This window comes from Sphingobium sp. FW306-1B-F04DB, from assembly GCF_058781925.1.
The window spans coordinates 1-23,433 of sequence record NZ_JBYSXE010000061.1 but is presented as its reverse complement, the minus strand read 5'-3'; the positions used below and the strand labels follow the sequence as shown (position 1 = coordinate 23,433).

Below are 23,433 nucleotides of genomic sequence, written 5' to 3'. Positions count from 1 at the left end.
CCCCAACCCCTCCCCTAAAGGGGAGGGGCTTTGGCTCTTCAGTTCCATCGCGCGTGCATAGAGCGCCTTGCGATCGAGCCCGAGCTTCTTCGCGACCTCGCCCGCCGCCTTGGCGGGCGGCAGGCGGCTCAGCGCCTCGGCAAGCGCACTGTCGGCGTCGTCCTCGGTCGGCGCGGGCGCTTCTCCCGGCGGCGCGACAATGACGACGATCTCGCCCTTGGGAGGATTGTCGGCATAGCGCGCGGCGAGTGACGACAGGCTTTCGGTCACGCATTCCTCAAAGCGCTTGCTGATCTCGCGCGCGACCGCGGCCTCGCGATCGCCCAGCCCCTCGGCGAGTGCGGCGAGCGTCGCGGCGAGCCGCGGGCCCGATTCGTAGAGTATCAGCGTCGCGCGCACCGCCGCGATCTCTGCGATCGCATCGGCGCGCGCCTTTTGCTTGGGCGGCAGGAAGCCGAGAAAGAGGAAGCGATCGCTCGGCAGCCCCGCAAGCGTCAGCGCGGCGATCGCCGCGCACGGGCCTGGTATGGTGATGACGGGAACCCCGGCGGCGCGCGCGTCGCGCACCAGCTTGTAGCCCGGATCGGAAATCAGGGGGGTGCCGGCATCGCTCACCAAGGCTATGGATTCATTGCCCATTCTCGCGATCAACCCTGGCCGCACGCGGTCGGCATTGTGATCGTGATAGGGCATCATCGGCCGCCTCACGCCCATGTGCTGGAGCAGCTTGGCCGTCACACGACTGTCTTCGCACGCGATCATATCGGCGTTCGACAATATGCTCGCGGCGCGCGGCGACAGATCGGAAAGATTGCCGATGGGGGTTGCGACGATATACAGACCGGGTTCGAGTTTTGCGTTCATGAGAGGATGGTTCATGGCAGATGCGGTGCTGAGGCTGCAACCGGCTGGTGCAAGGAAGGCGCGCGGCGTCGGAACATTCGGTGTGCTGCTTGCCGGGCTCGCGCTCGCCGGGTGCCAGACGATGGTGCCCAAGGGCAAGCCTGCGCCCAAGCCCGTGATCGAGCAACCCGAAGGGCCGGTGGGGCCGGGGCTTCCCGAGGATCAGTTGCGCCACCGCGTCGCGCTGCTTGTCCCGATGACGGGCAGCAATGCGGGCGTCGGCGAAGCGATCGCCAATGCCGCCAACCTTGCGGTGCTCGACACCGGCGGCAAGCAGATCCGCGTGACGACCTATGATACCGCGCTGGGCGCAGCCGCGGCGGCGCAGAAGGCGATCGCCGAGGGTAACAAGGTGATCCTCGGCCCGCTGCTGGCCGAGGATGTCCGGACGGTCGCGCCCGTCGCGCGCAAGGCCAGTGTTCCGATCATCAGCTTTTCGAATGACGCGAGCGTGGTGGGCAGCGGCACATGGCTGCTCGGCTACAGCCCCGCGCAGTCGATCGAACGTGTCGTCGGCTATGCGCGCAGCAAGGGCGCCGCAAGCTTCGCCGGGCTCGCGCCCAATGGCACCTATGGCCAGCGCGCTTCCAACGCGATGATCCGCGCGGTCGAGGCCGCGGGCGGGCGCATGGTCGGCATGCAGAATTACGACCGTTCTCAGCGTTCGATGCAAGCGGCAGTCCAGCGTTTGGGGCAGACCAGTTCGTACGACGCGCTGCTGATCGCGGACAGCGGCGGCATCGCGGTCCAGCTCGCGCCGATGGTGCGCAAGGGCGGCGGTGCCAATGCGCGTCTGCTCGGCACCGAGCTGTGGAACACGGAAAGCTCGCTCGCCAACAATCTCGTGCTGCGCGGCGCATGGTTCGCGAGCGTTTCTGACGGGCTCTACAACCAGCTTGCCACCAAATATCGCGCGCGTTACGGCAAGGCGCCCTATCGCTTGTCGAGCCTTGGCTATGACGCGGTGCTGCTCGTCACGCGGGTTGCGCGCGACTGGAAGGTGGGAACGGCATTCCCGGCGCGCGTGCTCGGTGATCAGGGCGGCTTTTCGGGGATCGACGGCGCCTTCCGCTTCGACAGGGACGGTATCGCGCAACGCGCGCTCGAGGTTCAGCAGGTGGATGCCGGCAGGTTCAGTGTCGTGTCGCCCGCACCCAGGACCTTTGGCGACTGAGCCGCCGCGCGGGTCAAAGGTTAGGAAGGTTCGGCGTATGGAAAAAATTGCGTCGATCAGTAGGGCGTGATTGATCGGTTTTTTCGATTTTTTCCGTACGCTGGGAATGGTTCCTTTCAGGAAACGGTTACGCGGCGACGGTGACAAAAGGCGGTGGTGTAGGACAGCTTTTTGCGTCTGCGTTCGAGCAGTTGCGGGCATGGCCTTGATCCCTCTCCCGCCCTTCGCGGGAGAGGGATGGGTGAGGGTCTTCTTCCTTTTCCTAACGCACCGAGCCCGGCGTAATACCAGAAAAGACCCTCACCGACTGCGACTAGGCCGCACGCGGCCAAGTCTCCGTTGCCTCTCCCGCGAAAGCGGGAGAGGGTAGAAGCGCCATACCCGCTCCCCGCCCCTTTTCGGACCTAGCCTTCAGGCGACCACTTCGGCGAGGATCCGGTCGAGCACGAGCATTCCGGCTTCGCTGACGCGGAGCCTGGGCCCCGACTGATCGATCAGCTTCTGGTGCTGCAGCAGCGCGACGGCTTCGGGCGCGACGAGATCGGTCGCGGGGATCCCGCTCATCGCAGCGACCCGCTCGAGGTCGACGCCCTCGGCGAGTCTCAGCCCCATCAGCAGCGCCTCGCGCGCGCGGTCGCGTGGATCGAGCGGGGTTTCGCTCTCGATACCGTGCGTGTTGCGGTCGATCGCCGCGAGCCAGTTTTCGGGCTTCTTTCGGCGGAAGGTGGCGAGGGCTCCGCGTCGGCCATGTGCTCCGGGGCCGACGCCGACATAATCGCCATAGCGCCAATAGGTGAGGTTGTGCCGGCTTTCCTCGCCCGGCCGGGCGTGGTTCGAGATCTCATAGGCGGGCAGGCCCGCCGCCGCGGTCTGCGCGCGGGTCTGTTCGAACAGGTCGGCGCCGCGATCGGGATCGACCTCGGGCAGCTTGCCCTGCGCGACCAGCGTCGCGAAGCGCGTGCCGGGTTCGATGGTGAGCTGGTAGAGCGAGAGATGCGCGGTGCCGAAGGACAGCGCACGCGCAAGCTCGGCATCCCAGTCGTTGAGCGACTGACCGGGACGCGCATAGATCAGGTCGAAGCTGACGCGATCGAAGACACGCTGCGCGGTGTCGAGTGCTGCGAGCCCCTCCGACACGTCATGCGCGCGACCGAGAAAATGCAGCGCCTCGTCGTCGAGCGCCTGAAGCCCGAGCGAGACGCGGTTGACCCCGGCGGCGGCGATGTCGGCGAAGCGCGCGGCCTCGACCGAGGAGGGATTGGCCTCCAGCGTGATCTCGATATCGGCGGTGAAGCCCCAGTGGCGCTCGGCTGCGTCGAGGAGCGCGGCGACCGTCGCGGGCGGCATCAGCGAGGGCGTCCCGCCTCCGAAGAATATCGAACCAAGCTTGCGGCCCGGCGTCAGCGCGGCTTCATGTGCGAGGTCGGCGAGCAGTGCGGCGCGCCACTGATCCTGGTCGATGCCGTCGCGGACATGGCTGTTGAAGTCGCAATAGGGGCATTTGGAGACGCAGAACGGCCAGTGGATGTAGAGGGCCAATGGCTCTTGAGTGTCATGCCTCAGGCGGGAATCCGGATGATGCTCGACCCCGGCGGGGGCCTCACTGGATTCCCGCTTGTGCGGCAATGACACAGTGAGGGCTTCGGCCATTCAGAATACCGCGGCGACGAGCTGCGCGAAGGCGTCGGCGCGGTGGCTCATGCGGTGCTTGGCCTCGGGCTCCATCTCGCCGAAGGTGATGTCGAAGCCATTGGGCTGGAACATCGGGTCGTAGCCGAAACCCTGTTGCCCACGCGGCGGCCAGACGAGCACGCCGTCGACGCGGCCTTCGAAGCTCTCGATATGACCGTCGGGCCAGGCAAGCGACAGCGCACAGACGAAGTGCGCGTCGCGGCCGGTTTCAGGGTCTTTCTGCTGCAGGTTCATCTCGATGCGGCGCATGGCCTCGTTGAAGTCCTTTTCGGGTCCCGCCCAGCGCGCCGAGAAGATCCCCGGCTCGCCGCCCAGCGCCTCGACGCACAGGCCGCTGTCATCGGCAAGCGCGGGCAGGCCCGAAAGATCGGCGGCTGCCATCGCCTTCAGTTCGGCATTGGCAATGAAGGTGGTGCCCGTCTCGTCGGGCTCGGGCAAATCGAGCGAGGCGGCCGAGATCACCTCGAGGCCATGGCCGTTCAACAGTTCGGCGATCTCGCGGACCTTGCCGGGATTGTGGCTGGCAATCACCAGCTTGCCGGGTTGCAGCTTGCGGATCGCCTGACGGCCGGTTTCCTCGCTCATCGCGTGCTCCCTTACCGTCCGGTCGCTGCGGCCTGCGCCGCGAAGATGTCGGCGCAGCCGATGCGTGCGAGGCGGAGCAGGCGGAGCAGCGCTTCCTCGTCATAGGTCTCGCCCTCGGCGGTCGCTTGCGCCTCGGCGATGTTGCCGTCTTCGGTCAGCACGAAATTGGCGTCGGCACCCGCGTTCGAATCCTCGTCATAGTCGAGGTCGAGCACCGGGGTGCCATTGTAGATGCCGCACGAAACCGCGGCGACCCTCTGCCTGATCGGGTCGACCGTCAGCAGTTTCTTTTCGATGAGCGTGTCGACCGCGAGGCGCAGTGCGACCCAGGCGCCTGAGATCGAGGCGGTACGCGTGCCGCCATCGGCCTGGATCACGTCGCAATCGAGCACGATCTGGCGCTCGCCCAGTGCTTTGAGATCGACGACCGCGCGCAGCGAGCGGCCGATCAGCCGCTGGATTTCCTGCGTCCGGCCCGACTGCTTGCCCTTGGCCGCCTCGCGATTGCCGCGCGTGTGCGTCGCGCGTGGGAGCATGCCATATTCCGCCGTGACCCAGCCTTCGCCCTTGCCGCGCAGAAAGGGAGGAACGCGCTCCTCCACCGAAGCGGTGACGAGCACCTTGGTCTCGCCAAAGCCGATCAGGCACGAGCCCTCGGCATGTTTGGTGAAGCGCGATTCGATGTTGATGGTGCGCATCTGATCGGGGGCGCGGCCGGAAGGGCGCATGCAGGTCTCCTTTGAATTTCGGGGGCGCTTTAGACTTCCCGGGTCGTCCGTTCCAGTCTCATTCCTGTATCCTTTGGTGTCATTCCCGCGAAAGCGGGAATCCAGGGAAGCTGGGCCAGAACTGCGTGGTCCTTCAACATCGCCTGGATTCCCGCTTTCGCGGGAATGACACTATAAGGACTAGCTCTAGTGGGGCGGAGGCGACCATGAAGATACTCAAGGCGATATTGATCGCCGCCGGGCTGCTCGCATTCCTGATCGGCATGCTGTGGATGGGGCAGGGGACGGGCTATATCCGCTGGCCTGCCGAGAGTTTCATGATCGGCATGGGCGAATGGACGATTCGCGGTGCGGGGCTGGCGGTGGCCGGGCTAGTCGCGATCCTTGTTGCGCGGCGGTTGCGCTAGCAGGCCATAAGACCCTACATCTTCTTGCATGAACGCTCCGTCCGTCACCGAACTGACCGATCGCGCGCGCGACATCTTCCGGATGGTGGTCGAAGGCTATCTCGAGACGGGGCAACCCGTTGGTTCGCGGACAATTTCGAAACTGTCGGTGCTCAACCTGTCGCCGGCCTCGATCCGCAACGTAATGCAGGATCTCGAGGAGGCGGGATTGCTCAGCAGTCCGCATACTTCGGCGGGTCGCATGCCCACCGAAACCGGGCTGCGACTGTTCGTGGACGGCATGATGCAGGTCGCCGAGCCCAGCGCGGCGGAACGCGCCGCGATCGAATCGCGCGTCACCGCGACGGGTCCGATCGAGGAGGCGCTGACCGCGGCAACCGCTGTGCTTTCTGGGCTGTCGGCCTGCGCGGGGCTCGTACTGGTCCCCAAGCGCGAGCCGGTGCTGCGCCAGTTCGGTTTCGTACCGCTGTCGCAACATCAGGCGCTGGCGGTACTGGTGGGTGCTGACGGTTCCGTCGAGAATCGCGTCGTCGAGCTCCCGCGTGGCATGACCCCAGCAGCGCTCAACGAAGCCGCGAATTATATGAGCGCTGTGCTTTCGGGGCTCACGCTGTCCGAAGCGCGCGTGCGGGTCGAACGAGAGATTTCGGAAGGGCGTGCCGCCCTCGATGCCGTCGCGGGCGAACTGATCGCGCGGGGTCTCGCACTCTGGTCCGAGGACGGCGCACAGCGCCCGGTGCTGATCGTGCGCGGACAGGCAAACCTGATTGATGCAGCTGCCGCGGCGGACCTTGACCGCGTCCGCCACCTTCTCGACGAGCTCGAAGGCAAGGAGGAAATCGCGCGCCTTCTCGACAGCGCACGCTCAGGGGCTGCGACGCGCATATTCATCGGATCCGAAAACAAACTCTTTTCGTTATCGGGTTCGTCGGTCATAGCGGCGCCGTATCGCGGGCAGGACGGTCGCGTCGTCGGCGTCGTCGGCGTAATCGGCCCGACGCGCTTGAACTATGCCCGCGTGGTTCCCATGGTGGACTTCACCGCACAGACATTATCGAGATTGATCGGATGAACGACGAACAGAATTTGGACGAAGCCCCGGCGCAGGAAAACGCCGCAACGGCTGCACCCGAGAATAACGGGCTCGATCGCCTTGCCGAGCTTGAGACCGATCTGGCCGAGGCCAAGCAGGCGGTGCTCTATGCGCAGGCAGAGGTCCAGAATGTCCGCCGCCGTCTCGAAAAGGACGCGCAGGATGCGCGCGCCTATGCCGCGACGGGCTTTGCGCGCGATATCCTTTCGGTTGCCGACAATCTCGGCCGCGCGCTCGAAGCCGTTCCCGCTGAGCTACGCTCGGACGACAAGCTCAAGGGGCTTCTCGCGGGCATCGAGGCGACCGCCAAGGAACTTACCAGCGTGTTCGAGCGCAACGGCATCACGCGTATCACCGCGCTCGGCGAGGCGCTCGATCCCAACCGTCACCAGGCGATGATCGAGATTCCCAGCGCCGACGCCGAACCCGGCACGATCGTGCAGGAGATGCAGGCGGGCTATATGATCAAGGATCGGCTGCTGCGCCCCGCGCTGGTGGGCGTGGCGAAGAAGCCGGATTGAGCGCGGCCGGGGCAAGGTTGCCCCAACCGGAATCCTGACCCGATGATCATCGATATTCCGCACAAGCTCGAGCGCGACGAGGTCAAGCGCCGCCTGCAATCGCGGATCGGCGAACTCCCCGCGCATATTCCCGGCGGGATTGCGGAAGTGTCGTCGTCCTGGCCCGGGCCCGACCGCATGGCGATCGTGGTCGGCGCGCTCGGCCAGCAGGTGACGGGCACGATCGACGTGCATGAGCATTTCGTCCGGCTGACCGTGGAGTTGCCCATGGCGCTGTCGTTCATGGGGCCCGTGATCGAAGCCGCGATCCGGCAAAAGGGTGAGAAGCTATTGCTGGAAGACCGGCGCTAGCGCCGCCGAAACGGCAGCACGCTTTCATATTGCACCAGTGGCGCCGCGCCGCACACCGTTGTGCCCTGACGCAGCAGGAAGGCGTGCTTCACGATCTCGGCCTGCTGCTCGATGCCATAGCGTTCGAGCGGCCAGCCAGGCTTGAGCACATAGTCGTAGCGGCAGAATGGATGGCGGGCGAGCGGGAGGAAAATGCCTTTCTGACGCTGCCAGACATGCGTCATTTCGTGGATGAACAACCCTTGGGCGGACAGGTCACGATCGCAGAAATCGTCGCAATAGAGCCCGCCCTTGGGGTGGAACCAGATATGCCCATCGGGCGCCATCGTGACGCGGCGTGGCTGGAACCACCACCATTTGCGGTCATGGATGGTGACCGCATCATAGTCGATCGCGTCGCCGAAAACGCTCACGGCGAGGCGGCGCTCGGCGACGGTCAGCGAGCGGCTGCTCAATGCTTGTTATGCTCCTCACCGGGTGCGGCGGTGCCCGCGGCGTTGAGCGGGGCGTCGATATAGATCTGCTCGCCGCTGGCGAAGGTGAAGTCGAGCCGGATCGTGTCGCCCGCCTTCAGATTGCGGCGCATGTCGAACAGCATCACATGCTTGCCGCCGGGCTTGAACTCGACCTTGCCCTTGGCAGGAACGGGGACCGACTGGATCGGCACCATCCTGGTGACGCCATTTTCGGTGACGACATCGTGCATCTCGGTCTTGATCGCGACATCCGAGCTGACGCGGATCAGCGTGTCGTCGTTGAGCCCGCCATGCACCGTGAAATAGGCAGCTCCCGGATTTTCCATCACCGCCGGGAGGCGAACCCAGCCCTTGTCGACATAAAGGACGGGGTCTTGCCCGCAACTTCCCAGCGCAAGCGCGGCGACGGCAAGAACGGGGGCAAGCGCAAGGCGAAAATGCATGATTCTGGCTCCTCCAGGCGATCTATTGCCTCACTAGGCGCACGTCCCGCTTGCGACAAGAAAAAGCCCTCCTATATCGCCCGCGTAACTTCGGCTTTCGGGGGCACTCCGGGGGCCATTCGAACATTCTGGGGAATGAGGGAAATATGGGCAAGGTAATCGGTATCGATCTTGGTACGACCAACAGCTGCGTGGCGGTGATGGAGGGCGGCAAACCCAAGGTCATCGAGAATGCCGAGGGCGCGCGTACCACGCCGTCGATCGTCGCTTTCGCCAAGGACGGCGAGCGCCTGATCGGGCAGCCGGCCAAGCGCCAGGCGGTGACCAATCCGGACAACACGATCTTCGCGGTGAAGCGCCTGATCGGCCGCCGCTTCGACGATCCGGTGACCAAGAAGGACACCGAGCTGGTTCCCTACACGATCGTGAAGGGCCCCAATGGCGACGCATGGGTCAAGGCGGGCGGCGAGGATTATTCGCCCTCGCAGATCTCGGCCTTCATCCTGCAGAAGATGAAGGAAACCGCCGAGAGCTATCTGGGCGAGACCGTCGAGCAGGCCGTCATCACCGTGCCGGCCTATTTCAACGACGCGCAGCGCCAGGCGACCAAGGACGCGGGCAAGATCGCGGGCCTCGAGGTGCTTCGTATCATCAACGAGCCGACCGCGGCCGCGCTGGCCTATGGCCTCGAGAAGCAGGACGGCAAGACCATCGCGGTCTATGACCTTGGTGGCGGCACATTCGACATCTCGATCCTCGAGATCGGCGATGGCGTGTTCGAGGTGAAGGCGACCAACGGCGACACCTTCCTCGGTGGCGAGGATTTCGACGCCAAGATCGTCCAGTATCTGGCGGACGAGTTCAAAAAGGCCGAGGGCATTGACCTCACCAAGGACAAGCTGGCGCTGCAGCGCCTGAAGGAAGCTGCGGAAAAAGCGAAGATCGAGCTGAGCTCGGCGCAGTCGACCGAGGTCAACCTGCCCTTCATCACCGCCGACCAGAACGGCCCCAAGCATCTCGTGAAGTCGATCACGCGCACCGATCTGGAAAAGCTGGTCGAGGACCTGATCAAGCGCACGCTCGAGCCCTGCCGCAAGGCGCTCGCCGACGCGGGGGTCAAGGCCGACGATATCGCTGATGTCGTGCTCGTCGGCGGCATGACGCGCATGCCCAAGGTGCGCGAAGTCGTGAAGAGCTTCTTCAACAAGGAGCCGCACACCGGCGTGAACCCGGACGAGGTCGTCGCGATGGGTGCCGCGATCCAGGCGGGCGTGCTCCAGGGCGACGTCAAGGACGTGCTCCTGCTCGACGTGACCCCGCTGTCGCTGGGCATCGAGACGCTGGGTGGCGTGTTCACGCGCATGATCGATCGCAACACCACCATCCCGACCAAGAAATCGCAGGTCTATTCGACTGCCGATGACAATCAGCAGGCGGTGACGATCCGCGTGTTCCAGGGCGAGCGGGAAATGGCGGCCGACAACAAGCTGCTCGGCCAGTTCGACCTGGTCGGCATCCCGCCCGCGCCGCGCGGCGTGCCGCAGATCGAGGTGACATTCGACATCGATGCCAACGGCATCGTGCACGTGACAGCGAAGGACAAGGGCACCGGCAAGGAGCAGCAGATCAAGATCCAGGCCTCGGGCGGCCTTTCGGATTCGGACATCGACCAGATGGTCCGCGATGCCGAGCAGTTCGCCGAGGAGGACAAGAAGCGTCGCGAGGCGGCCGAGGCGAAGAACAACGCCGAAAGCCTGATCCACACCACCGAGAAGCAGCTCGAGGAGCATGGCGACAAGGTGGACGCGAGCCTCAAGGCCGAGATCGAGGCTGCGGTCGCCGAAGCCAAGTCGGCGGTCGAGGGCGGCGATCCCGCCCAGATGACCGAGAAGGCGCAGGCGCTCGCACAGGCCGCGATGAAGCTCGGCCAGGCGATCTACGAGAAGGAGCAGGCCACCGCCGCGTCGCCAGGCGCGGACACGGGTGAAGCCGCCAAGGCCGATGACGATGTCGTCGATGCCGAATTCTCCGAAGTCGACGAAAACAAGGGCTAAGGCATGACTCTCCCGTGTCATTCCCGCGAAAGTGGGAATCCAGGAACGCCGTTCTTTCCGGAATGGTCCGTGTTCATGAATCCCCGCTTTCGCGGGGATGACACAGGAAGAACGCCGGGGGCGGCATGAGCATCGAAGCTGACTATTACGAACTGCTGGAAATCGACCGGACCGCCGACGATCGAACGATCAAGGCCGCGTACCGCAAGCTGGCCATGCAGTATCATCCCGACAAGAACGGCGGCTGCATCGATTCCGAGTCGAAGTTCAAGGCGATCAACGAAGCCTATGACTGCCTGAAGGATCCGCAGAAGCGCGCGGCCTATGACCGTTTCGGCAAGGCCGGCTTCCAGAATGGCGGCTTTGGCAATGGCGGCGGGGGCGGAGCGGGCTTCGAGGGCTTCAGCGACATTTTCGAGACGATCTTCGGCGCGGGCTTTGGCGGCGGGCAGCGCGAGGCCGCGCGTCGTGGCGCCGACCTGCGCTACGACCTTGAAATCACGCTCGAAGAGGCCTTTCACGGCAAGCAGACGTCAATTTCGGTCGACGTCTCGGCGCGCTGCGAACCGTGCGACGGCTCGGGCGCCAAACCCGGGACCTCGGCCAGGACCTGCCACAGCTGCGGCGGGCGCGGCCAGGTGCGCGCCCAGCAGGGCTTCTTCGTCGTCGAGCGTACCTGCCCCGCCTGTCACGGCGCAGGCCAGGTGATCGCCGATCCGTGCCCGTCGTGCCGCGGCGAGGGCCGCGTCGACAAGGAAAAGGCGCTCGAGGTCAATATCCCCGCGGGTGTCGACGAGGGCACGCGCATCCGGCTGTCGGGCGAAGGCGAGGCGGGCGCACGCGGTGCGCCTCCGGGCGACCTGTATATCTTCCTCCATGTGAAGCGGCACCCGATCTTCGAACGCGAGGGCACGACACTGTTCTGTCGCGCGCCGATCAGCTTCACCACCGCGGCACTCGGTGGTTGCATCACTGTACCCGGGCTCGACAAGGTGGAGCACGAGATCCGCATTCCCGCGGGCATCCAGTCGGGCAAGCAGATCCGCCAGCGCGGGGCGGGCATGCCGGTGCTCCAGGGGCGCGGCGAAGGCGACATGGTCGTCCAGATCGAGGTCGAGACCCCGACGCGACTTTCCCCCAGGCAGAAGGAACTGCTCGAGCAGTTCCGCGAGACCGAGACGGGCGACGAATGCCCCGCGTCGAGCGGCTTCTTTTCCAAGCTCAAGACGATGTGGGACGATCTGACCGACTGATCGTCGGCGATATTCAACGCAACATCCGTGAGGTGCCGGCGAAAGCCGGCACTTTTTTGTGCGCTGTGCGAAGGCACGAAAAACCCCGCCGGACTAAAGGGATGTCCGGCGGGGTCTCGAGTGTTGCGACCAGGGCAGGGAGAGGAGTCGCCCTGACCGCGAGCGCCTACGATTGTGGTATAGGGAGGCCACAATCGCTGGGAGGAGCGCTATGCCTTGCGTTCCGCGGCAGGATGCGACCCCTGAACTCCGCGCTGGAATGCTCGACCCCCTCTAGGTAAGAAAATTGCACGTAGGTGCAATTTTAAAACGCGTTAGGGCGATTGCGAAATTTGCAATTGGTTTGATTTATAACAAAAATAACGCGTATAATTCGTAATTGTCAGGGCAAACGCCACGATGTGGCGGCATATGTAGTTTGCATTCAAATAATATTCAGGCTGATGCGGCTCCGCCGATCCGGCGAGCGGATGGTGCAGCCACCTTATGGCTGGCGAGGATCGAAGCGCAAAAAGAAAACCCCGCCGGGGCACGGGGCCTCTGGCGGGGTTTCTGGCTGCAATCAGGCGACCAGAACAGTGCCGAACGCGAGCGCTTGCGTGGCGAACAACAGCACGAGGCTGGTCGCCGTCTCAAACAGCTTCATTTCTTTTCTCCGGATGCGGGCGATCCTGCCCGCGCCCGCACTTCATTGTGCGATGCAGCATAGATAATATTATTTCAATTTGCCGCAATTTCAAAACGCGTTGACGCAGTTGCATGATTCGCAACCGTGACGGGCTCCGGCGCGATGCGGCTGAAAATAGCGATTTTCGTCGAGGCGATTGAGCCGATGGGTTGCGATCGCTGCATCGGATGCAGCGATCGCATCCGTTCATTCGCCAAAGACGCGTGCGAAGATCGTGTCGACGTTCTTGAAGTGATAATCGAGGTCGAACCGGTCCTCGATCTCCTCAACCGAAAGCGCCGCGGCCACCTCGGGATCGGCCTTGAGCAGGTCGAGCAGCGAAAGCGCGCCATCCGATTCCCAGACCTTCATCGCGTTGCGCTGGACGAGGCGATAGGAATCCTCGCGGCTGACCCCGGCCTGCGTAAGCGCGAGCAGCACGCGCTGCGAATGGACGAGCCCGCCCATGCGGTCGAGATTCTTCTGCATGCGCTCCGGATAGACGACGAGCTTGTCCATCACGCCCGTGAGGCGCGCGAGTGCAAAGTCAAGCGTGATCGTGGCATCTGGGCCGATATAGCGCTCCACCGAGCTGTGGGAGATGTCCCGCTCGTGCCACAACGCGACATTTTCGAGCGCGGGGGTGACATAGCCGCGTACCATGCGCGCAAGGCCGGTCAGATTCTCGGTAAGTACCGGGTTGCGCTTGTGCGGCATCGCCGACGAACCTTTCTGGCCCGGCGAGAAATATTCCTCGGCCTCGAGCACCTCGGTGCGCTGGAGGTGGCGAACCTCCGTCGCCAGCCGCTCGATCGACGAGGCGATGACGCCCAGTGTCGCGAAGAACATCGCGTGACGATCGCGCGGGATCACCTGGGTCGAGGTCGGCTCGACCGAAAGGCCGAGCTTTTCGGCGACATGCTCCTCGACGCGCGGATCGATATTGGCGAAGGTGCCCACCGCGCCTGAGATGGCGCAGGTAGCGATGTCGCTGCGCGCGGCGATAAGGCGCTCCTTGTTGCGCGCAAATTCGGCATAGGCCTGGGCAAGCTTGAGCCCGAAGGTGACGGGTTCGGCGTGGATGCCGTGGCTACGACCGATGGTGGGCGTCAGCTTGTGCTCATAAGCGCGGCGCTTGAGCACCTCGAGAAGCGCGTCGAGATCGGCAATCAAAATATCAGCCGCGCGGCTCAGCTGAACCGCGAGGCAGGTGTCGAGCACGTCCGACGAGGTCATGCCCTGATGCATGAAGCGCGCCTCGTCGCCGACATTCTCGGCAACCCAGGTAAGGAAGGCGATGACGTCATGCTTGGTCACCGCCTCGATCGCGTCGATTGCGGGGACGTCGATCGCAGGATTGGTCGCCCACCAGTCCCATAGCGCCTTGGCCGCGCTCGCGGGGACCACACCCAGTTCGGCGAGCGCTTCGGTAGCGTGCGCCTCGATCTCGAACCAGATGCGGAATCGCGCTTCGGGTTCCCAGATCGCGGTCATCGCGGGGCGGGCATAGCGGGGGACCATGGTGAACCTTTCTGGAGTCGAGTGGCCGCAATTTCGGCACGGAATCGGTCGGGGCGCGCGATAGCAGGGGCAGGGCGCAGCTTCAATTGTGGCCATTCGATCGACGTGGCAACATGGTCCGCGCACCGATCAACTCGCCGAGGAGACGAGAGATGTCGCGCATCCTGATCATTGCAGGCGCGCTTGTGCTGGCCAGCGCGGCTGACGCGCAACAGGTGCAGCAGCCGCAGCCGGCCGTGCCCGAGCAGACGCTCGATGCCGCGATCGCCGCGGACTGGCCGCGCTACGACCACGGCGGCAAGGGGCACCTGACCACCGAGGAATTTGCATCCTGGCTGATTGCGCTCCGGACGCAGTCCAACGGAACAGCAGAAGACCCCGCTCAGCTTCAGGCCTGGGCAGACACGTCCTTTGCCAAGGCGGACGGGAATGCGGACAAGCAGGTGTCCCCTGAAGAATTCACGCAATTCCTGCGTTCGAAGATCAAGAAGTAACTGGACGTCTCTCGCAAGATCGTCGTGCGGATGCAACGATTCGACCATGAATCGAAATCATGGAACGACGAATCGCGACCAAGCCGCGGCTTGTTCAGGAACCCGAAGGCTAATCATGTGGTTTATCGCTGCGTGGCTGGGAGAGTGATCGCCGAAATCATTGCGCCACGGAAACAGTTTTTGAGAATTCAGGAGTTTGTTTGATGATTCGTACCGTTATTTTCGCCAGCGCGATCGCGCTCTCTGCCCCGGCCATCGCGCAGGAAGCGCAGCCTACGGCCCCGAGCGAGACGACTGCGACACAGGCGCCCGCCGAGGCTGCACCCGCGGCTCCCGCACAGGACGCTGCTGCGCAGCCCCAGGCTTCGGCGACGTCGCAGGTCCAGCAGGTCGTCGATGCGGACTTCCCCGCCTATGACAAGGACGCCAATGGCGAACTGAGCAAGGAGGAATTCTCCGCTTGGATGCTCAAGCTCCGCCAGGCCGGCGGTGACGCCACGCCCGAAGCGGAATTGACGACATGGGCCGGTCAGGCTTTCGCACAGGCTGATGCCGACAAGAACAAGACCGTCAGCAAGGGTGAACTGACCAAGTTCCTCCAGGGCTGATCGTCGCTACCGGACGCATGGATTGGGCGGCCCGCAGGGGCCGCCCTTTTTTATTGTGCTCATTAAAGCAGCCCGAGCGCGCGCATGCTCGAATGACCCTGCGCGCCGATGATGATGTGGTCGTGCACCGTGATCCCGAGCCGCTTGCCCGCTTCAGCAATGTCGCGCGTGAGCGCGATATCCTGACGGCTGGGGGACGGGTCGCCGCTGGGATGGTTGTGGACGAGGATCAGTGCCGCCGACCCCAGATCGATCGCGCGGCGGACGACCTCGCGCGCATAGATCGCAGCCTGATCGATCGATCCCTCGCTCACCAGTTCGTCACGGATCAGCATGTTGCGCGTGTTGAGATGAAGCACACGAACGCGCTCGACGCTGATATGCGCCATGTCGGCGCGCAGATAATCGAGCAACGCCTGCCAGCTTGCGAGCACCGGGCGCTCGACCACCTCGGCGCGGAGCAGCCTGAGCGCGGTTGCCTGCACGATCTTGATCGCTGCCACACCGCCCTCACCGACGCCCCTGACGCGCGACAGCGCTTCCGCGTCCGCCGAGAAGACGCCCCCAACACCGCCGAATTCGGCGAGCAGCGCCTTGGCGATCGGCTTGGTATCGATGCGCGGGATCGCGGTTGCGAGCAGATATTCGATCAATTCATGGTCGAGCAGCGCATCGCCACCGCCCTCGATCAGCCGCTTGCGCAGCCGCGCGCGATGGCCGGCGCCGCCATGCCCCTTGCCGTCCTGTTCATCCCCGCTCATTGTTGCAAGGAGTATAAGCGCTTGGACGCAACCGCAATGACGCTCGGACGTTTGGGTTGCGAAATGAACGGGTAGCGTGGGCCGGGAGGCAGGGTGAGCAAGGACGAAGGCCTGGTCGACGAGGTCATCGAGGAGATCGAGGAAACCGTTGGCACCCAGTGGCCGCCGCGTCCGCGACGCGTCGCCCGCATCGCGCTCGGCACGGCCGCAGTTGTCGCGATGGCACTGTTCGCGACCTGGACGCAGCGCAAGCCGATCGTCGACAACATCGTCGGCGACATGCTCGAAGATCGCGGGGTCGAGGCGCGGTACGAGATCGAGAAGATCGGTTTCCGCACGCAGCGCATCGAAAACCTCGTCATCGGCAATCCCGAAAATCCCGACCTCACCGCCGAATGGGCGGAGGTGATCACGCGCTTCGGACTGACCGGGCCCAAGGTTAGCGCGATCCGCGCGCACGGCGTCCGGCTGCACGGCAGGCTGGTCGACGGCACCTTTTCCTTTGGTGCAGTCGACCGGCTGCTGCCCGAACCCACGGGTGAGCCCTTCGCGCTGCCCGACGTCAGCGTCGAGCTCAGCGACGCGCGGCTGCGGCTTGACCTGCCCAACGGCCCGATCGGCGCCAAGCTCGAGGGGCGCGGCAATCTCTCCAGCGGCTTTCGCGGCAAGCTTGCCGCGGTCGCGCCGCAGATGGCTATCGGCGACTGCGCGCTGTCGGGCACGACGGCATGGCTAGACCTCGCGATCGCCGACAAGCGCCCCAAGGTGACCGGGCCCGTCCGCGCCGACCGCTTTGCGTGTGCCGGGCAGGATCTGGCGATCGAACGGCCACAGGCCGCAATCGACGCCGGGTTCAGCGAGGCGCTTGACGCGTGGCAGGGCTCGGCCGGGGTCGACGTCCGCAATGCGCGCATGGGAACGACCCAGCTCGGCGGGATCATCGGCACGATCGGCTTCGATGGCCGCCGCGCCATGACGCGCGGCGATATCAAGATCGCGGCGCAGAATATTGCCGCGGCGGGGGTTACGGGGCAGGGCGTCTCGATCAAGGGCGACTATGAAGTCGGGCGGAAGCCCGAGGGCGTGGGCGCGGGGTTCACCGGGCGCGCCGAAATCGAACGCAGCGGGCTCGACGCCAGGACCCTGACGCGGATCGCGGGATTCGGCGCCTCGGCGGAGGGCACACCCGCGGGGCCAATCGCGCGCGCGCTTGCCGATGCGTTGACGCGAGCGGGGCGCGACGCCACGCTCAATGCCGACTTCTCGGTCGCGCATCGCGGCAGCGCGGGTTCGCTGCGCGTCGCTTCGCTCGCCGCAATCAGCCGCAGCGGCGCGCGGATCAGCCTGTCCGACGGGCAGGGGATCCGCTTCGGCTGGCCGGGGACGGGCGAAGCGCTGGTCGATGGCCGGCTGACGCTCGGTGGCGGCGGATTTCCCGGCGCGGTTGTGCAACTCAGCCAGCGCCGGCCAGGCGCACCGATCACGGGTATCGCAACCTTCGCGCCCTATGCCGCCGGCGATGCGCGGCTGGCGCTGTCACCCGTCCGTTTCAGCGCGGCGGCCGCCGGGGATACGCGTTTCGAGACGCGCATGACGCTCGACGGACCGCTGGGCGATGGGCGCGTCACGGGGCTGACGCTGCCGCTCGACGGGCGGCTGGGCAGGGGCGGCGGCCTCCTGCTCAATCCCGGTTGTGCACCGCTGGCTTTCACCACGCTCAGGGTGGCGGGACTCGCGCTTGACGCGAGCCGGATGACGCTGTGCCCGGCGCAAGGACCAGCGCTGCTCGCGATGAGCCCGTCGGGCCAGCTGAGCGGCGGCGCGCGCGTGCGGGCGCCACGGCTCAAGGGGCGGCTCGGCGGGAGCCCCGTGTCGGTCGCGGCGTCGGGCGCCGAGATCGGCTTTGCGCGGCAGGGTTTCACCGCGGCTGACATCGCGCTGCGGCTCGGGACCTCCGATCATGTCACGCGGCTCGACATCGATCGGCTCGCCGGCGGTTTTCGCGGCGGCGCGATCTCCGGCACCTTCTCGGGAACGGGCGGGCAGATCGCCAATGTGCCGCTGATCATTTCAGAAGGCGCGGGCAAATGGACGCTCAAGGGCGGCGTCCTCGCGCTCGACGGCGGTCTGCGCGTCGCCGATGCCGAGGCGCAGCCGCGCTTCAATCCGCTGGTGAGCGAGGACTTCACGCTCCAACTCAAGGACAGCCGCGTCACGGCGCGTGGCCAGCTGCGTGATCCTGCGAGCAGGAAGACGGTCGCCAATGTCGATATCGTGCACAATCTGGGGCCGGGAACTGGGGCGGCGGTGCTGGATGTCGCCGGGTTGAACTTCGGTGAAGGCTTCCAGCCCGATACGCTCACGCGGCTTGCGCTCGGCGTTGTGGCGAATGTGCGCGCGACCGTCACTGGCCGCGGCAATATCCGCTGGTCGCCCGAGGGCGTGACGAGCGACGGCGTATTCCGTACCGAGAATGCCGATCTCGCGGCCGCCTTTGGCCCCGTCACCGCCGCGTCGGGCGAATTGCGCTTCACCGACCTGCTCGGCATCGTCAGCGCCCCTGGGCAAAGGCTGTATCTGGGAGAGGTCAACCCGGGCATCGCTGTGCTCAACGGCTATATCGACTATCAGCTGCTGCCCGACCAGAAGGTCCAGATCGAGGGCGGGCGCTGGCCCTTTGCCGGGGGTGAGCTGATCCTCGATCCCACCGTGCTCGATTTCGACATCCAGAAGGAAAGGCGGCTGACCTTCCGCGTCGTCGGGCTCGATGCCGCGCAGTTCATCAACCAGTTCGAATTGAAGGACATCAACGTCACCGGCACGTTCGACGGTACGATTCCGATGGTGTTCGACCAGACCGGCGGGCGGATCGAGGGCGGACGGCTCGTCGTGCGCGAGGGTGGCGGCACGCTCGCCTATGTCGGCCAGGTCTCCAACGAGGACCTCGGCACCTTCGGCTCGATGGCCTTCGACGCGCTCAAGTCGATCAGGTACAGCCGGCTTGCGATCGACCTCAACGGCCCGCTCGATGCCGAGATGGTGACACAAGTACGCTTCACCGGGACCAATCAGGGCACGGTGGACGTTACGCCGGGCAGCCTGACCGGACAGTTCCTCGGTCTGCCCTTCATCTTCAACATCACCATACGCGCGCCGTTTCGGGGCTTGCTCAACACCGCGCGCAGCTTCACCGATCCGAGCCTGCTGATTCGCCAGAACCTTCCCGGGTTCGAGGCGGCAGAGGAGCCCGCCAAACCCGTTCAGCCTGACGAAAGCGAGAAAATGCAATGAAGAGCGCGAAGTTGACGAGGGACGCTCGCGATGCGGTGCGTGCCGGTCCGCCCGGGATGTTGGCCCTGTTGGGGCTGTCCGCTATTCTTGGCGGGTGCATCCAGGTCAAGGCGCCGGACAAGCCGATCGAGATCAATCTCAACGTCAATGTCCGGCAGGAAGTGGTTGTGAAGCTCCAGCAGGACGCGCAACAGTTGATAGAGAACCATCCGGAGTTGTTTCCGCAATGACCAAGAACCGCAAAATCATCATCGGCCTGGGCGTCGCGCTCGTGCTCACCGCCGGCGTTGCGGGTGTCGCCCGCGCGCAGTCCGGAGCAGTTTCAGCAGCGCTTGCGAGCGGCGATGTCGGCGAGCAGGCCGACGGCTATCTCGGCTTCCGCAACCCGCCCTCGGCGGCTGTCAAGGCAGAGGTCGACGCGATCAATATCAAGCGGCGCGCGGCCTATACCGATCTCGCCGCCAAGCGCGGTGTGAGCGTGTCGGACATGGCAGCGGCGACGGGCTGCCAGACGCTGACCAGCAAGGTCGGCCCGGGCCGCGCGTATCGCGGCACCGACGGCGTCTGGCGCGTCCGCGAGGGCAGCGCGCCGGTTCCCAAGCCGGACTACTGCCCCAGCGTAGGCTAGGGTCTGTTTCGCTTGAGTTGACACACTTGACCGTCGCCCCCGCGAAGGCTGGGGCGACGTTAGCCGCTGACCAGCACGATGTCCCATTCAAGCATGAGCACATGGGGCGCCGCGGCCGGTGGCGCCAGTTTGCGCGCCATCAGCGTTTCGGGCGCATCGGCGACCTTCAGCAGAAAGTCCGACGTGTTGAGCGGTTCGTCGGGAATGAACATCTGCGAGACGATTCGGCTCGAGCGGCCCTGTACGTCGAAATGGATATGCGGGGTCCGGACGCGTCCGTCGGGAATCCGATAGGCGCCGGGCTTGATCGTTCTGAAGTGATAGCGGCCCTCGGTGTCGGTCAACTGCACGCCGAATCCCTGGAACCCCGGATCGGGCGGCGCGCCCGAGGCGTCGGCGGGGTGCGCGTAGCGCCCCGCGGCGTTGGCCTGCCATATCTCGACGCGTGCGCCGGCAGCAGGCGTTCCGTCGGCCTTGAGCACGCGGCCCGAAAGATCGACGATCGTGCCCTTGGCATGCGTGGCGACACCGTTGACGACGGTCAGGTCGCCATCCTGATCGAGCGGCTTCAGAACGGGATAGAAGGGGCCGATCGTCATCGTGTCGGTCGGTATCGCCGCTGCGGCGCGGCCAATGACCCCGCTGCCGATCAGCGCGATCCCGCCTGCCGTCCAGCCGATCACCTCGCGACGTGTCCGCCGATACGCTTCGCTACTGTCACCCGTCACGCCCTTGTAAGGCGAATCGACCATCTTCATGGCGGTAGCTCCCCTGTTTCAGACGGGGTGGTTCCGCTGGCTAGCATAGCGCCGTGCTTGCGCCAAAGCGCGCATATGGGCGAATCCGCTTCCCGTTGGTGCGCCTCGGAAGCGGTAGCGCGCAGCAATCGCCGAAAATCGCGGGAATCCATGGGGATTTTCGCACTGCACCACTGCGGTTGACTTAAGCGACATCGCTTCCTAAACGGGCCGCGCCTTGGCGGGCTCGCTCGTCGGTTATGCTGCGCCCTGTCTTCGGCACGAAGAAAGGGACAGCATGGCAGAAAGCGAACCCGGGCAGGACCCCCTCGAAGAGGATGCTCGGCTCTCGTCGCTCCAGCAGCGGTTGAAGCAAGCGCATCACAAAGAGAAGGTCAGAAAGGGGACGCCGCAGGACGGCCATGACGAGAATTATCGTCTGGGCAACCGGGTGCTCGCCGAACTGGTCGGGGGAATGGCCGGTGGCGCGCTGGTCGGCTGGGTGATCGATCGCCTGGCGGGCACGTCGCCCTGGGCCCTGCTGGTGATGCTGTTCCTCGGGATCATCGTCGCCTTCAGGAATATCATCAGGATTTCAAACCAGCGCTCGAAGTGATTTTCGGGCGCTTTGGTTGCAGGATTTGGGGTTTTATTGGTGGCAGCCGAGTCTGGTAAAATCGACCCGATGCATCAGTTCACGATCGAGCCGTTGTTCGGCACCGATCATCTGAGCATTGCCGGTTACAACATCGCGTTCACCAATTCCTCGCTTTGGATGGCGATCACCGCGGTTGTGCTCTGGGTGTTCATGCTTGGTGGCATGAAGCGTCAGCTCGTCCCCGGCCGCTGGCAGGCCGCTGTGGAGTTGATGACGAGCTTCATCTCGAACCTGCTCGTCCAGAATGTCGGGGAAGCAGGGCGCAAATACATGCCCTATGTCTTCTCGTTGTTCATGTTCATCCTCTTCGCCAACATCCTCGGGCTGCTGCCCATCGGCCTGTTTGGCGCACACCCCTTCACCTTCACCAGCCACCTGACCGTCACCGGCGTGCTCGCGATCATGTCCTTCTCGATCGTGCTCATCGTCGGTTTCTGGAAGCATGGCCTTCACTTCTTCTCGCTGTTCGTGCCGCACGGCACGCCGCTGCCGATGATCCCGATCATCGCACCGATCGAGTTCGTCTCGTTCATGGTGCGTCCCTTCAGCCTCGGTCTGCGACTCTTCGTCGCGATGACCGCCGGCCACGTGCTGCTGAAGGTGCTCGCGGGCTTCGTCATCAACAGCACCAATGCGGGCCTCGGCTTCGGCGCGATGGTCGGTATCCCGAGCTTCGTGCTGATGATCGGCATCAGCGCACTCGAGCTGCTGGTCGCTGGCATCCAGGCCTATGTGTTCGCGCTGCTGACGTCGCTCTACATCAACGACGCCGAGCATCTTCACTGAGTTTTCAACCACTAGTTCTTCGGATTTAAGAAAAGGAGTTATTCAAATGGACGCAGAAGCAGCAAAGCTGATCGGTGCAGGTCTCGCAGCCATCGGCGCCGGCATGGCCGCCATCGGCGTGGGCAACGTCTTCGGCTCGTTCCTCGAGAGCGCGCTGCGCAACCCCGCGGCGGCCGACGGCCAGCAGGGCCGCCTCTTCATCGGCTTCGCGGCCGCCGAGCTTCTCGGTCTGCTCGCGTTCGTCGTCGCGATGATCCTGATCTTCGTCGCGTAACAACGTATTGAAACCTCCGCCCGGGGCGCGTTCCCGGGCGGCAGGATACGGATACAGGTGAAATGCCCCAGATTGCCCAGATAGCCGCAACCTATGCGTCGCAGATCTTCTGGCTGCTGCTGACGTTCGGCCTCGTCTTCTTCGTGATCGGCCTCGGCATGGTGCCGAAGATCCAGGGGACGGTGGACCTGCGCGACAAGCAGATTGCCGACGACCTCGCCGCCGCCGAATGTGCCCGTGCGGAAGCCGATGCGCGTGAGGAAGCCTATCGGGCGAAGGCAGAGGCGAACCGCGCCGAGGCGCTCAAGATCACCCAGGGCGCAAAGGCCAAAGCCACCGCGGAGTCCGAAAAGACACTCGCCAAGGCCGATGCCGAGACCGCCGAGCAGATCGCCGCCGCCGAGGCGCGCATCAAGGCGGCGACCGTCAAGGCGATGGCGGATGTCGAAGCCGTTGCTTCGGAAGCTGCGCAGGAGATGGTCGCCAAGCTTTCCGGCGCCAAGGTAACCCCGGCCCAGGCGGCCAATGCAGTGAAGGCGGCGCTCGCAAATGTCTGAGACGGCAGCAGCAAACGGATCGGCCGAAGTGGCCGCCAACCTCACCGCGGCCGAGCATGGTCAGGGCGAAAGCCTCGAGCACAGCGCGACCACCGAGGCGCATGGCGGCGCGGCCGCGCATGCCGCTCCCAAGGCCGTCGGCATGGACGCCACCGCCTGGGTCTCGCTCGCGATGGCGGTCTTCCTCGGCATCCTGATCTGGAAGAAGGTGCCTGCCATCATCGGTGCGGCGCTCGACAAGAAGATCGGCGAAATTCGGCAGAATCTGGACGAAGCCAAGAAGCTCCGTGCCGAGGCGGAGGCGCTGCGCGCCGAGTACGAGGCCAAGGTGAAATCCGCCGAGGCCGAAGCCGTCACGATGCGCGAGCATGCCGAGGCCGAGGCGAAGCAGATCCTGGCCGACGCCAAGGCGCAGGCCAAGGACCTGACTGCGCGTCGCGCCAAGATGGCCGAGGGCAAGATCGAGGCCGCCGAACGCGCCGCGATCGCCGAGGTCCGCGCCAAGGCTGCCGAGGCGGCCGCCAACGCCGCTGCGACGCTGATCGCGGACGGGCACGGGGCGGCGCAGGACAAGGCGCTGGTCGATCAGACCATCGCGGGTCTGGGGTCGCGCCTCAACTGATCGAGCGAGGCATCGCGAAACACGAAGCGGGCAGCCATTGGCTGCCCGTTTTCGTTTGTGCGCGAAACGTCCTGTCTGGATGGCTCCCGCGTTGCAAGGCTTGATTTGAGTGTTGGCGTTGGTCGGATGCAGTCTTGTCTTCGGCCTGT

At 64.9% G+C, this 23,433-nt stretch carries 26 protein-coding genes; 17 read left to right on the top strand and 9 right to left on the bottom strand.

Features of this window, described 5'->3' with window-relative positions:
- The coding region (gene rsmI / locus AC3WJD_RS19470) for a 16S rRNA (cytidine(1402)-2'-O)-methyltransferase (RefSeq protein ID WP_492748409.1) at positions 1 to 864 on the bottom strand (864 nt) is incomplete at its 3' end.
- A gap of 13 nt (positions 865 to 877) precedes the next feature.
- Between rsmI and AC3WJD_RS19465 the strand changes: the two genes are divergently transcribed.
- Positions 878 to 2,077 carry a penicillin-binding protein activator gene (locus AC3WJD_RS19465; protein WP_492748405.1) on the top strand — a complete coding sequence of 400 codons (1,200 nt, stop codon included), beginning with the start codon at positions 878 to 880 and terminating at the stop codon, positions 2,075 to 2,077.
- Between the two features lie 411 nt (positions 2,078 to 2,488).
- Here the strand turns inward: AC3WJD_RS19465 and hemW are convergent, their stop codons facing one another.
- The 3 genes from hemW to rph all read right to left on the bottom strand — a co-directional run bounded on the left by hemW (position 2,489) and on the right by rph (position 5,082).
- Complete coding sequence (gene hemW / locus AC3WJD_RS19460; RefSeq protein WP_492748404.1) at positions 2,489 to 3,616, bottom strand: radical SAM family heme chaperone HemW; 1,128 nt, start codon at positions 3,614 to 3,616, stop codon at positions 2,489 to 2,491.
- Positions 3,617 to 3,727: 111 nt separating this feature from the next.
- Positions 3,728 to 4,354 (bottom strand): RdgB/HAM1 family non-canonical purine NTP pyrophosphatase, encoded by a 627-nt coding sequence (gene rdgB, locus AC3WJD_RS19455; RefSeq protein ID WP_492748403.1) that lies wholly within the window; start codon positions 4,352 to 4,354, stop codon positions 3,728 to 3,730.
- Between the two features lie 11 nt (positions 4,355 to 4,365).
- A complete protein-coding gene (rph, locus tag AC3WJD_RS19450; RefSeq protein ID WP_492748402.1) occupies positions 4,366 to 5,082 on the bottom strand; it encodes a ribonuclease PH in 717 nt (238 codons plus the stop codon).
- 206 nt (positions 5,083 to 5,288) lie between these two features.
- On the opposite strand from rph, the gene AC3WJD_RS19445 reads away from it, so the two are divergent.
- From AC3WJD_RS19445 to AC3WJD_RS19430, 4 genes are read left to right on the top strand one after another with little or no spacing between them, the layout of a single operon-like run.
- Positions 5,289 to 5,489, top strand: coding sequence for a hypothetical protein (locus AC3WJD_RS19445; protein WP_492748401.1), 201 nt, complete (start codon positions 5,289 to 5,291; stop codon positions 5,487 to 5,489).
- A gap of 28 nt (positions 5,490 to 5,517) precedes the next feature.
- Positions 5,518 to 6,561 (top strand): heat-inducible transcriptional repressor HrcA, encoded by a 1,044-nt coding sequence (gene hrcA, locus AC3WJD_RS19440; protein WP_492748400.1) that lies wholly within the window; start codon positions 5,518 to 5,520, stop codon positions 6,559 to 6,561.
- Positions 6,558 to 7,103 (top strand): nucleotide exchange factor GrpE, encoded by a 546-nt coding sequence (grpE, locus tag AC3WJD_RS19435; RefSeq protein ID WP_492748399.1) that lies wholly within the window; start codon positions 6,558 to 6,560, stop codon positions 7,101 to 7,103. Before hrcA ends, grpE begins: the two co-directional genes overlap by 4 nt.
- Before the next feature lie 42 nt (positions 7,104 to 7,145).
- On the top strand, positions 7,146 to 7,454 hold the full coding sequence (locus AC3WJD_RS19430; RefSeq protein ID WP_492748398.1) for a polyhydroxyalkanoic acid system family protein: 309 nt from the start codon (positions 7,146 to 7,148) through the stop codon (positions 7,452 to 7,454).
- Here AC3WJD_RS19430 and AC3WJD_RS19425 read toward each other — a convergent pair.
- Positions 7,451 to 7,909: a vgr related protein gene (locus tag AC3WJD_RS19425; RefSeq protein ID WP_492748397.1), complete on the bottom strand. Its 459-nt coding sequence runs from the start codon at positions 7,907 to 7,909 to the stop codon at positions 7,451 to 7,453. The two genes, AC3WJD_RS19430 and AC3WJD_RS19425, sit on opposite strands and share 4 nt — an antisense overlap.
- Complete coding sequence (locus AC3WJD_RS19420; protein ID WP_492748396.1) at positions 7,906 to 8,373, bottom strand: copper chaperone PCu(A)C; 468 nt, start codon at positions 8,371 to 8,373, stop codon at positions 7,906 to 7,908. The genes AC3WJD_RS19425 and AC3WJD_RS19420 overlap by 4 nt, the downstream gene beginning before the upstream one ends.
- A 146-nt stretch (positions 8,374 to 8,519) precedes the next feature.
- Here AC3WJD_RS19420 and dnaK point away from each other — a divergent pair, with 146 nt between their 5' ends.
- Together dnaK and dnaJ are read left to right on the top strand one after the other, a co-directional pair.
- Complete coding sequence (gene dnaK / locus AC3WJD_RS19415; RefSeq protein ID WP_492748395.1) at positions 8,520 to 10,427, top strand: molecular chaperone DnaK; 1,908 nt, start codon at positions 8,520 to 8,522, stop codon at positions 10,425 to 10,427.
- Between the two features lie 125 nt (positions 10,428 to 10,552).
- Complete coding sequence (gene dnaJ / locus AC3WJD_RS19410; RefSeq protein WP_492748394.1) at positions 10,553 to 11,680, top strand: molecular chaperone DnaJ; 1,128 nt, start codon at positions 10,553 to 10,555, stop codon at positions 11,678 to 11,680.
- Between the two features lie 874 nt (positions 11,681 to 12,554).
- On the opposite strand, the gene purB is transcribed toward dnaJ, so the two are convergent.
- Positions 12,555 to 13,868 carry an adenylosuccinate lyase gene (gene purB, locus AC3WJD_RS19405; RefSeq protein ID WP_492748393.1) on the bottom strand — a complete coding sequence of 438 codons (1,314 nt, stop codon included), beginning with the start codon at positions 13,866 to 13,868 and terminating at the stop codon, positions 12,555 to 12,557.
- A gap of 152 nt (positions 13,869 to 14,020) precedes the next feature.
- Here purB and AC3WJD_RS19400 point away from each other — a divergent pair, with 152 nt between their 5' ends.
- Together AC3WJD_RS19400 and AC3WJD_RS19395 are read left to right on the top strand one after the other, a co-directional pair.
- Entirely contained in the window at positions 14,021 to 14,362 is a 342-nt protein-coding gene (locus AC3WJD_RS19400) for an EF-hand domain-containing protein (RefSeq protein WP_492748392.1), read from the top strand.
- 203 nt (positions 14,363 to 14,565) lie between these two features.
- The gene (locus AC3WJD_RS19395) at positions 14,566 to 14,970 is read left to right on the top strand and encodes an EF-hand domain-containing protein (protein WP_492748391.1); all 405 of its coding nucleotides are present in this window, start codon (positions 14,566 to 14,568) and stop codon (positions 14,968 to 14,970) included.
- Positions 14,971 to 15,032: 62 nt separating this feature from the next.
- Here AC3WJD_RS19395 and radC read toward each other — a convergent pair whose 3' ends face one another.
- Entirely contained in the window at positions 15,033 to 15,731 is a 699-nt protein-coding gene (gene radC, locus AC3WJD_RS19390; protein ID WP_492748390.1) for a RadC family protein, read from the bottom strand.
- Between the two features lie 93 nt (positions 15,732 to 15,824).
- Here radC and AC3WJD_RS19385 point away from each other — a divergent pair, with 93 nt between their 5' ends.
- From AC3WJD_RS19385 to AC3WJD_RS19375, 3 genes are read left to right on the top strand one after another with little or no spacing between them, the layout of a single operon-like run.
- Positions 15,825 to 19,022 carry an intermembrane phospholipid transport YdbH family protein gene (locus AC3WJD_RS19385; RefSeq protein ID WP_492748389.1) on the top strand — a complete coding sequence of 1,066 codons (3,198 nt, stop codon included), beginning with the start codon at positions 15,825 to 15,827 and terminating at the stop codon, positions 19,020 to 19,022.
- 56 nt (positions 19,023 to 19,078) lie between these two features.
- A complete protein-coding gene (locus AC3WJD_RS19380) occupies positions 19,079 to 19,252 on the top strand; it encodes a YnbE family lipoprotein (protein WP_492748408.1) in 174 nt (57 codons plus the stop codon).
- Positions 19,249 to 19,650 carry a YdbL family probable chaperone protein gene (locus tag AC3WJD_RS19375; protein WP_492748388.1) on the top strand — a complete coding sequence of 134 codons (402 nt, stop codon included), beginning with the start codon at positions 19,249 to 19,251 and terminating at the stop codon, positions 19,648 to 19,650. The genes AC3WJD_RS19380 and AC3WJD_RS19375 overlap by 4 nt, the downstream gene beginning before the upstream one ends.
- Positions 19,651 to 19,709: 59 nt before the next feature.
- Here the strand turns inward: AC3WJD_RS19375 and AC3WJD_RS19370 are convergent, their stop codons facing one another.
- On the bottom strand, positions 19,710 to 20,408 hold the full coding sequence (locus tag AC3WJD_RS19370) for a dioxygenase family protein (protein WP_492748387.1): 699 nt from the start codon (positions 20,406 to 20,408) through the stop codon (positions 19,710 to 19,712).
- Between the two features lie 277 nt (positions 20,409 to 20,685).
- Here AC3WJD_RS19370 and AC3WJD_RS19365 point away from each other — a divergent pair, with 277 nt between their 5' ends.
- The 5 genes from AC3WJD_RS19365 to AC3WJD_RS19345 all read left to right on the top strand — a co-directional run bounded on the left by AC3WJD_RS19365 (position 20,686) and on the right by AC3WJD_RS19345 (position 23,284).
- The gene (locus AC3WJD_RS19365) at positions 20,686 to 21,003 is read left to right on the top strand and encodes an AtpZ/AtpI family protein (RefSeq protein WP_492748407.1); all 318 of its coding nucleotides are present in this window, start codon (positions 20,686 to 20,688) and stop codon (positions 21,001 to 21,003) included.
- 69 nt (positions 21,004 to 21,072) lie between these two features.
- The gene (locus AC3WJD_RS19360; RefSeq protein WP_492748406.1) at positions 21,073 to 21,831 is read left to right on the top strand and encodes a F0F1 ATP synthase subunit A; all 759 of its coding nucleotides are present in this window, start codon (positions 21,073 to 21,075) and stop codon (positions 21,829 to 21,831) included.
- 46 nt (positions 21,832 to 21,877) lie between these two features.
- Positions 21,878 to 22,105 carry a F0F1 ATP synthase subunit C gene (locus AC3WJD_RS19355; protein WP_017670380.1) on the top strand — a complete coding sequence of 76 codons (228 nt, stop codon included), beginning with the start codon at positions 21,878 to 21,880 and terminating at the stop codon, positions 22,103 to 22,105.
- Between the two features lie 62 nt (positions 22,106 to 22,167).
- A complete protein-coding gene (locus AC3WJD_RS19350; protein WP_492748386.1) occupies positions 22,168 to 22,662 on the top strand; it encodes a F0F1 ATP synthase subunit B family protein in 495 nt (164 codons plus the stop codon).
- Positions 22,655 to 23,284, top strand: a complete 630-nt coding sequence (locus AC3WJD_RS19345; RefSeq protein WP_492748385.1) for a F0F1 ATP synthase subunit B family protein — start codon at positions 22,655 to 22,657, stop codon at positions 23,282 to 23,284. The genes AC3WJD_RS19350 and AC3WJD_RS19345 overlap by 8 nt, the downstream gene beginning before the upstream one ends.
- The last annotated feature ends 149 nt before the right edge of the window (positions 23,285 to 23,433 follow it).

Bases quoted from the DNA above. Each gene is read 5' to 3' on its own strand.
- AC3WJD_RS19380 (WP_492748408.1), top strand. From the start codon at position 19,079: ATGTTGGCCCTGTTGGGGCTGTCCGCTATTCTTGGCGGGTGCATCCAG.
- AC3WJD_RS19430 (WP_492748398.1), top strand. From the start codon at position 7,146: ATGATCATCGATATTCCGCACAAGCTCGAGCGCGACGAGGTCAAGCGC.
- AC3WJD_RS19365 (WP_492748407.1), top strand. From the start codon at position 20,686: ATGGCAGAAAGCGAACCCGGGCAGGACCCCCTCGAAGAGGATGCTCGG.
- dnaK (WP_492748395.1), top strand. From the start codon at position 8,520: ATGGGCAAGGTAATCGGTATCGATCTTGGTACGACCAACAGCTGCGTG.
- AC3WJD_RS19355 (WP_017670380.1), top strand. From the start codon at position 21,878: ATGGACGCAGAAGCAGCAAAGCTGATCGGTGCAGGTCTCGCAGCCATC.
- purB (WP_492748393.1), bottom strand. From the start codon at position 13,868: ATGGTCCCCCGCTATGCCCGCCCCGCGATGACCGCGATCTGGGAACCC.
- AC3WJD_RS19400 (WP_492748392.1), top strand. From the start codon at position 14,021: ATGTCGCGCATCCTGATCATTGCAGGCGCGCTTGTGCTGGCCAGCGCG.
- radC (WP_492748390.1), bottom strand. From the start codon at position 15,731: ATGAGCGGGGATGAACAGGACGGCAAGGGGCATGGCGGCGCCGGCCAT.
- AC3WJD_RS19375 (WP_492748388.1), top strand. From the start codon at position 19,249: ATGACCAAGAACCGCAAAATCATCATCGGCCTGGGCGTCGCGCTCGTG.
- AC3WJD_RS19370 (WP_492748387.1), bottom strand. From the start codon at position 20,408: ATGAAGATGGTCGATTCGCCTTACAAGGGCGTGACGGGTGACAGTAGC.
- AC3WJD_RS19360 (WP_492748406.1), top strand. From the start codon at position 21,073: ATGCATCAGTTCACGATCGAGCCGTTGTTCGGCACCGATCATCTGAGC.
- rdgB (WP_492748403.1), bottom strand. From the start codon at position 4,354: ATGAGCGAGGAAACCGGCCGTCAGGCGATCCGCAAGCTGCAACCCGGC.
- AC3WJD_RS19350 (WP_492748386.1), top strand. From the start codon at position 22,168: ATGCCCCAGATTGCCCAGATAGCCGCAACCTATGCGTCGCAGATCTTC.
- AC3WJD_RS19445 (WP_492748401.1), top strand. From the start codon at position 5,289: ATGAAGATACTCAAGGCGATATTGATCGCCGCCGGGCTGCTCGCATTC.
- AC3WJD_RS19420 (WP_492748396.1), bottom strand. From the start codon at position 8,373: ATGCATTTTCGCCTTGCGCTTGCCCCCGTTCTTGCCGTCGCCGCGCTT.
- rph (WP_492748402.1), bottom strand. From the start codon at position 5,082: ATGCGCCCTTCCGGCCGCGCCCCCGATCAGATGCGCACCATCAACATC.
- hrcA (WP_492748400.1), top strand. From the start codon at position 5,518: ATGAACGCTCCGTCCGTCACCGAACTGACCGATCGCGCGCGCGACATC.
- AC3WJD_RS19395 (WP_492748391.1), top strand. From the start codon at position 14,566: ATGATTCGTACCGTTATTTTCGCCAGCGCGATCGCGCTCTCTGCCCCG.
- grpE (WP_492748399.1), top strand. From the start codon at position 6,558: ATGAACGACGAACAGAATTTGGACGAAGCCCCGGCGCAGGAAAACGCC.
- dnaJ (WP_492748394.1), top strand. From the start codon at position 10,553: ATGAGCATCGAAGCTGACTATTACGAACTGCTGGAAATCGACCGGACC.
- AC3WJD_RS19345 (WP_492748385.1), top strand. From the start codon at position 22,655: ATGTCTGAGACGGCAGCAGCAAACGGATCGGCCGAAGTGGCCGCCAAC.
- AC3WJD_RS19465 (WP_492748405.1), top strand. From the start codon at position 878: ATGGCAGATGCGGTGCTGAGGCTGCAACCGGCTGGTGCAAGGAAGGCG.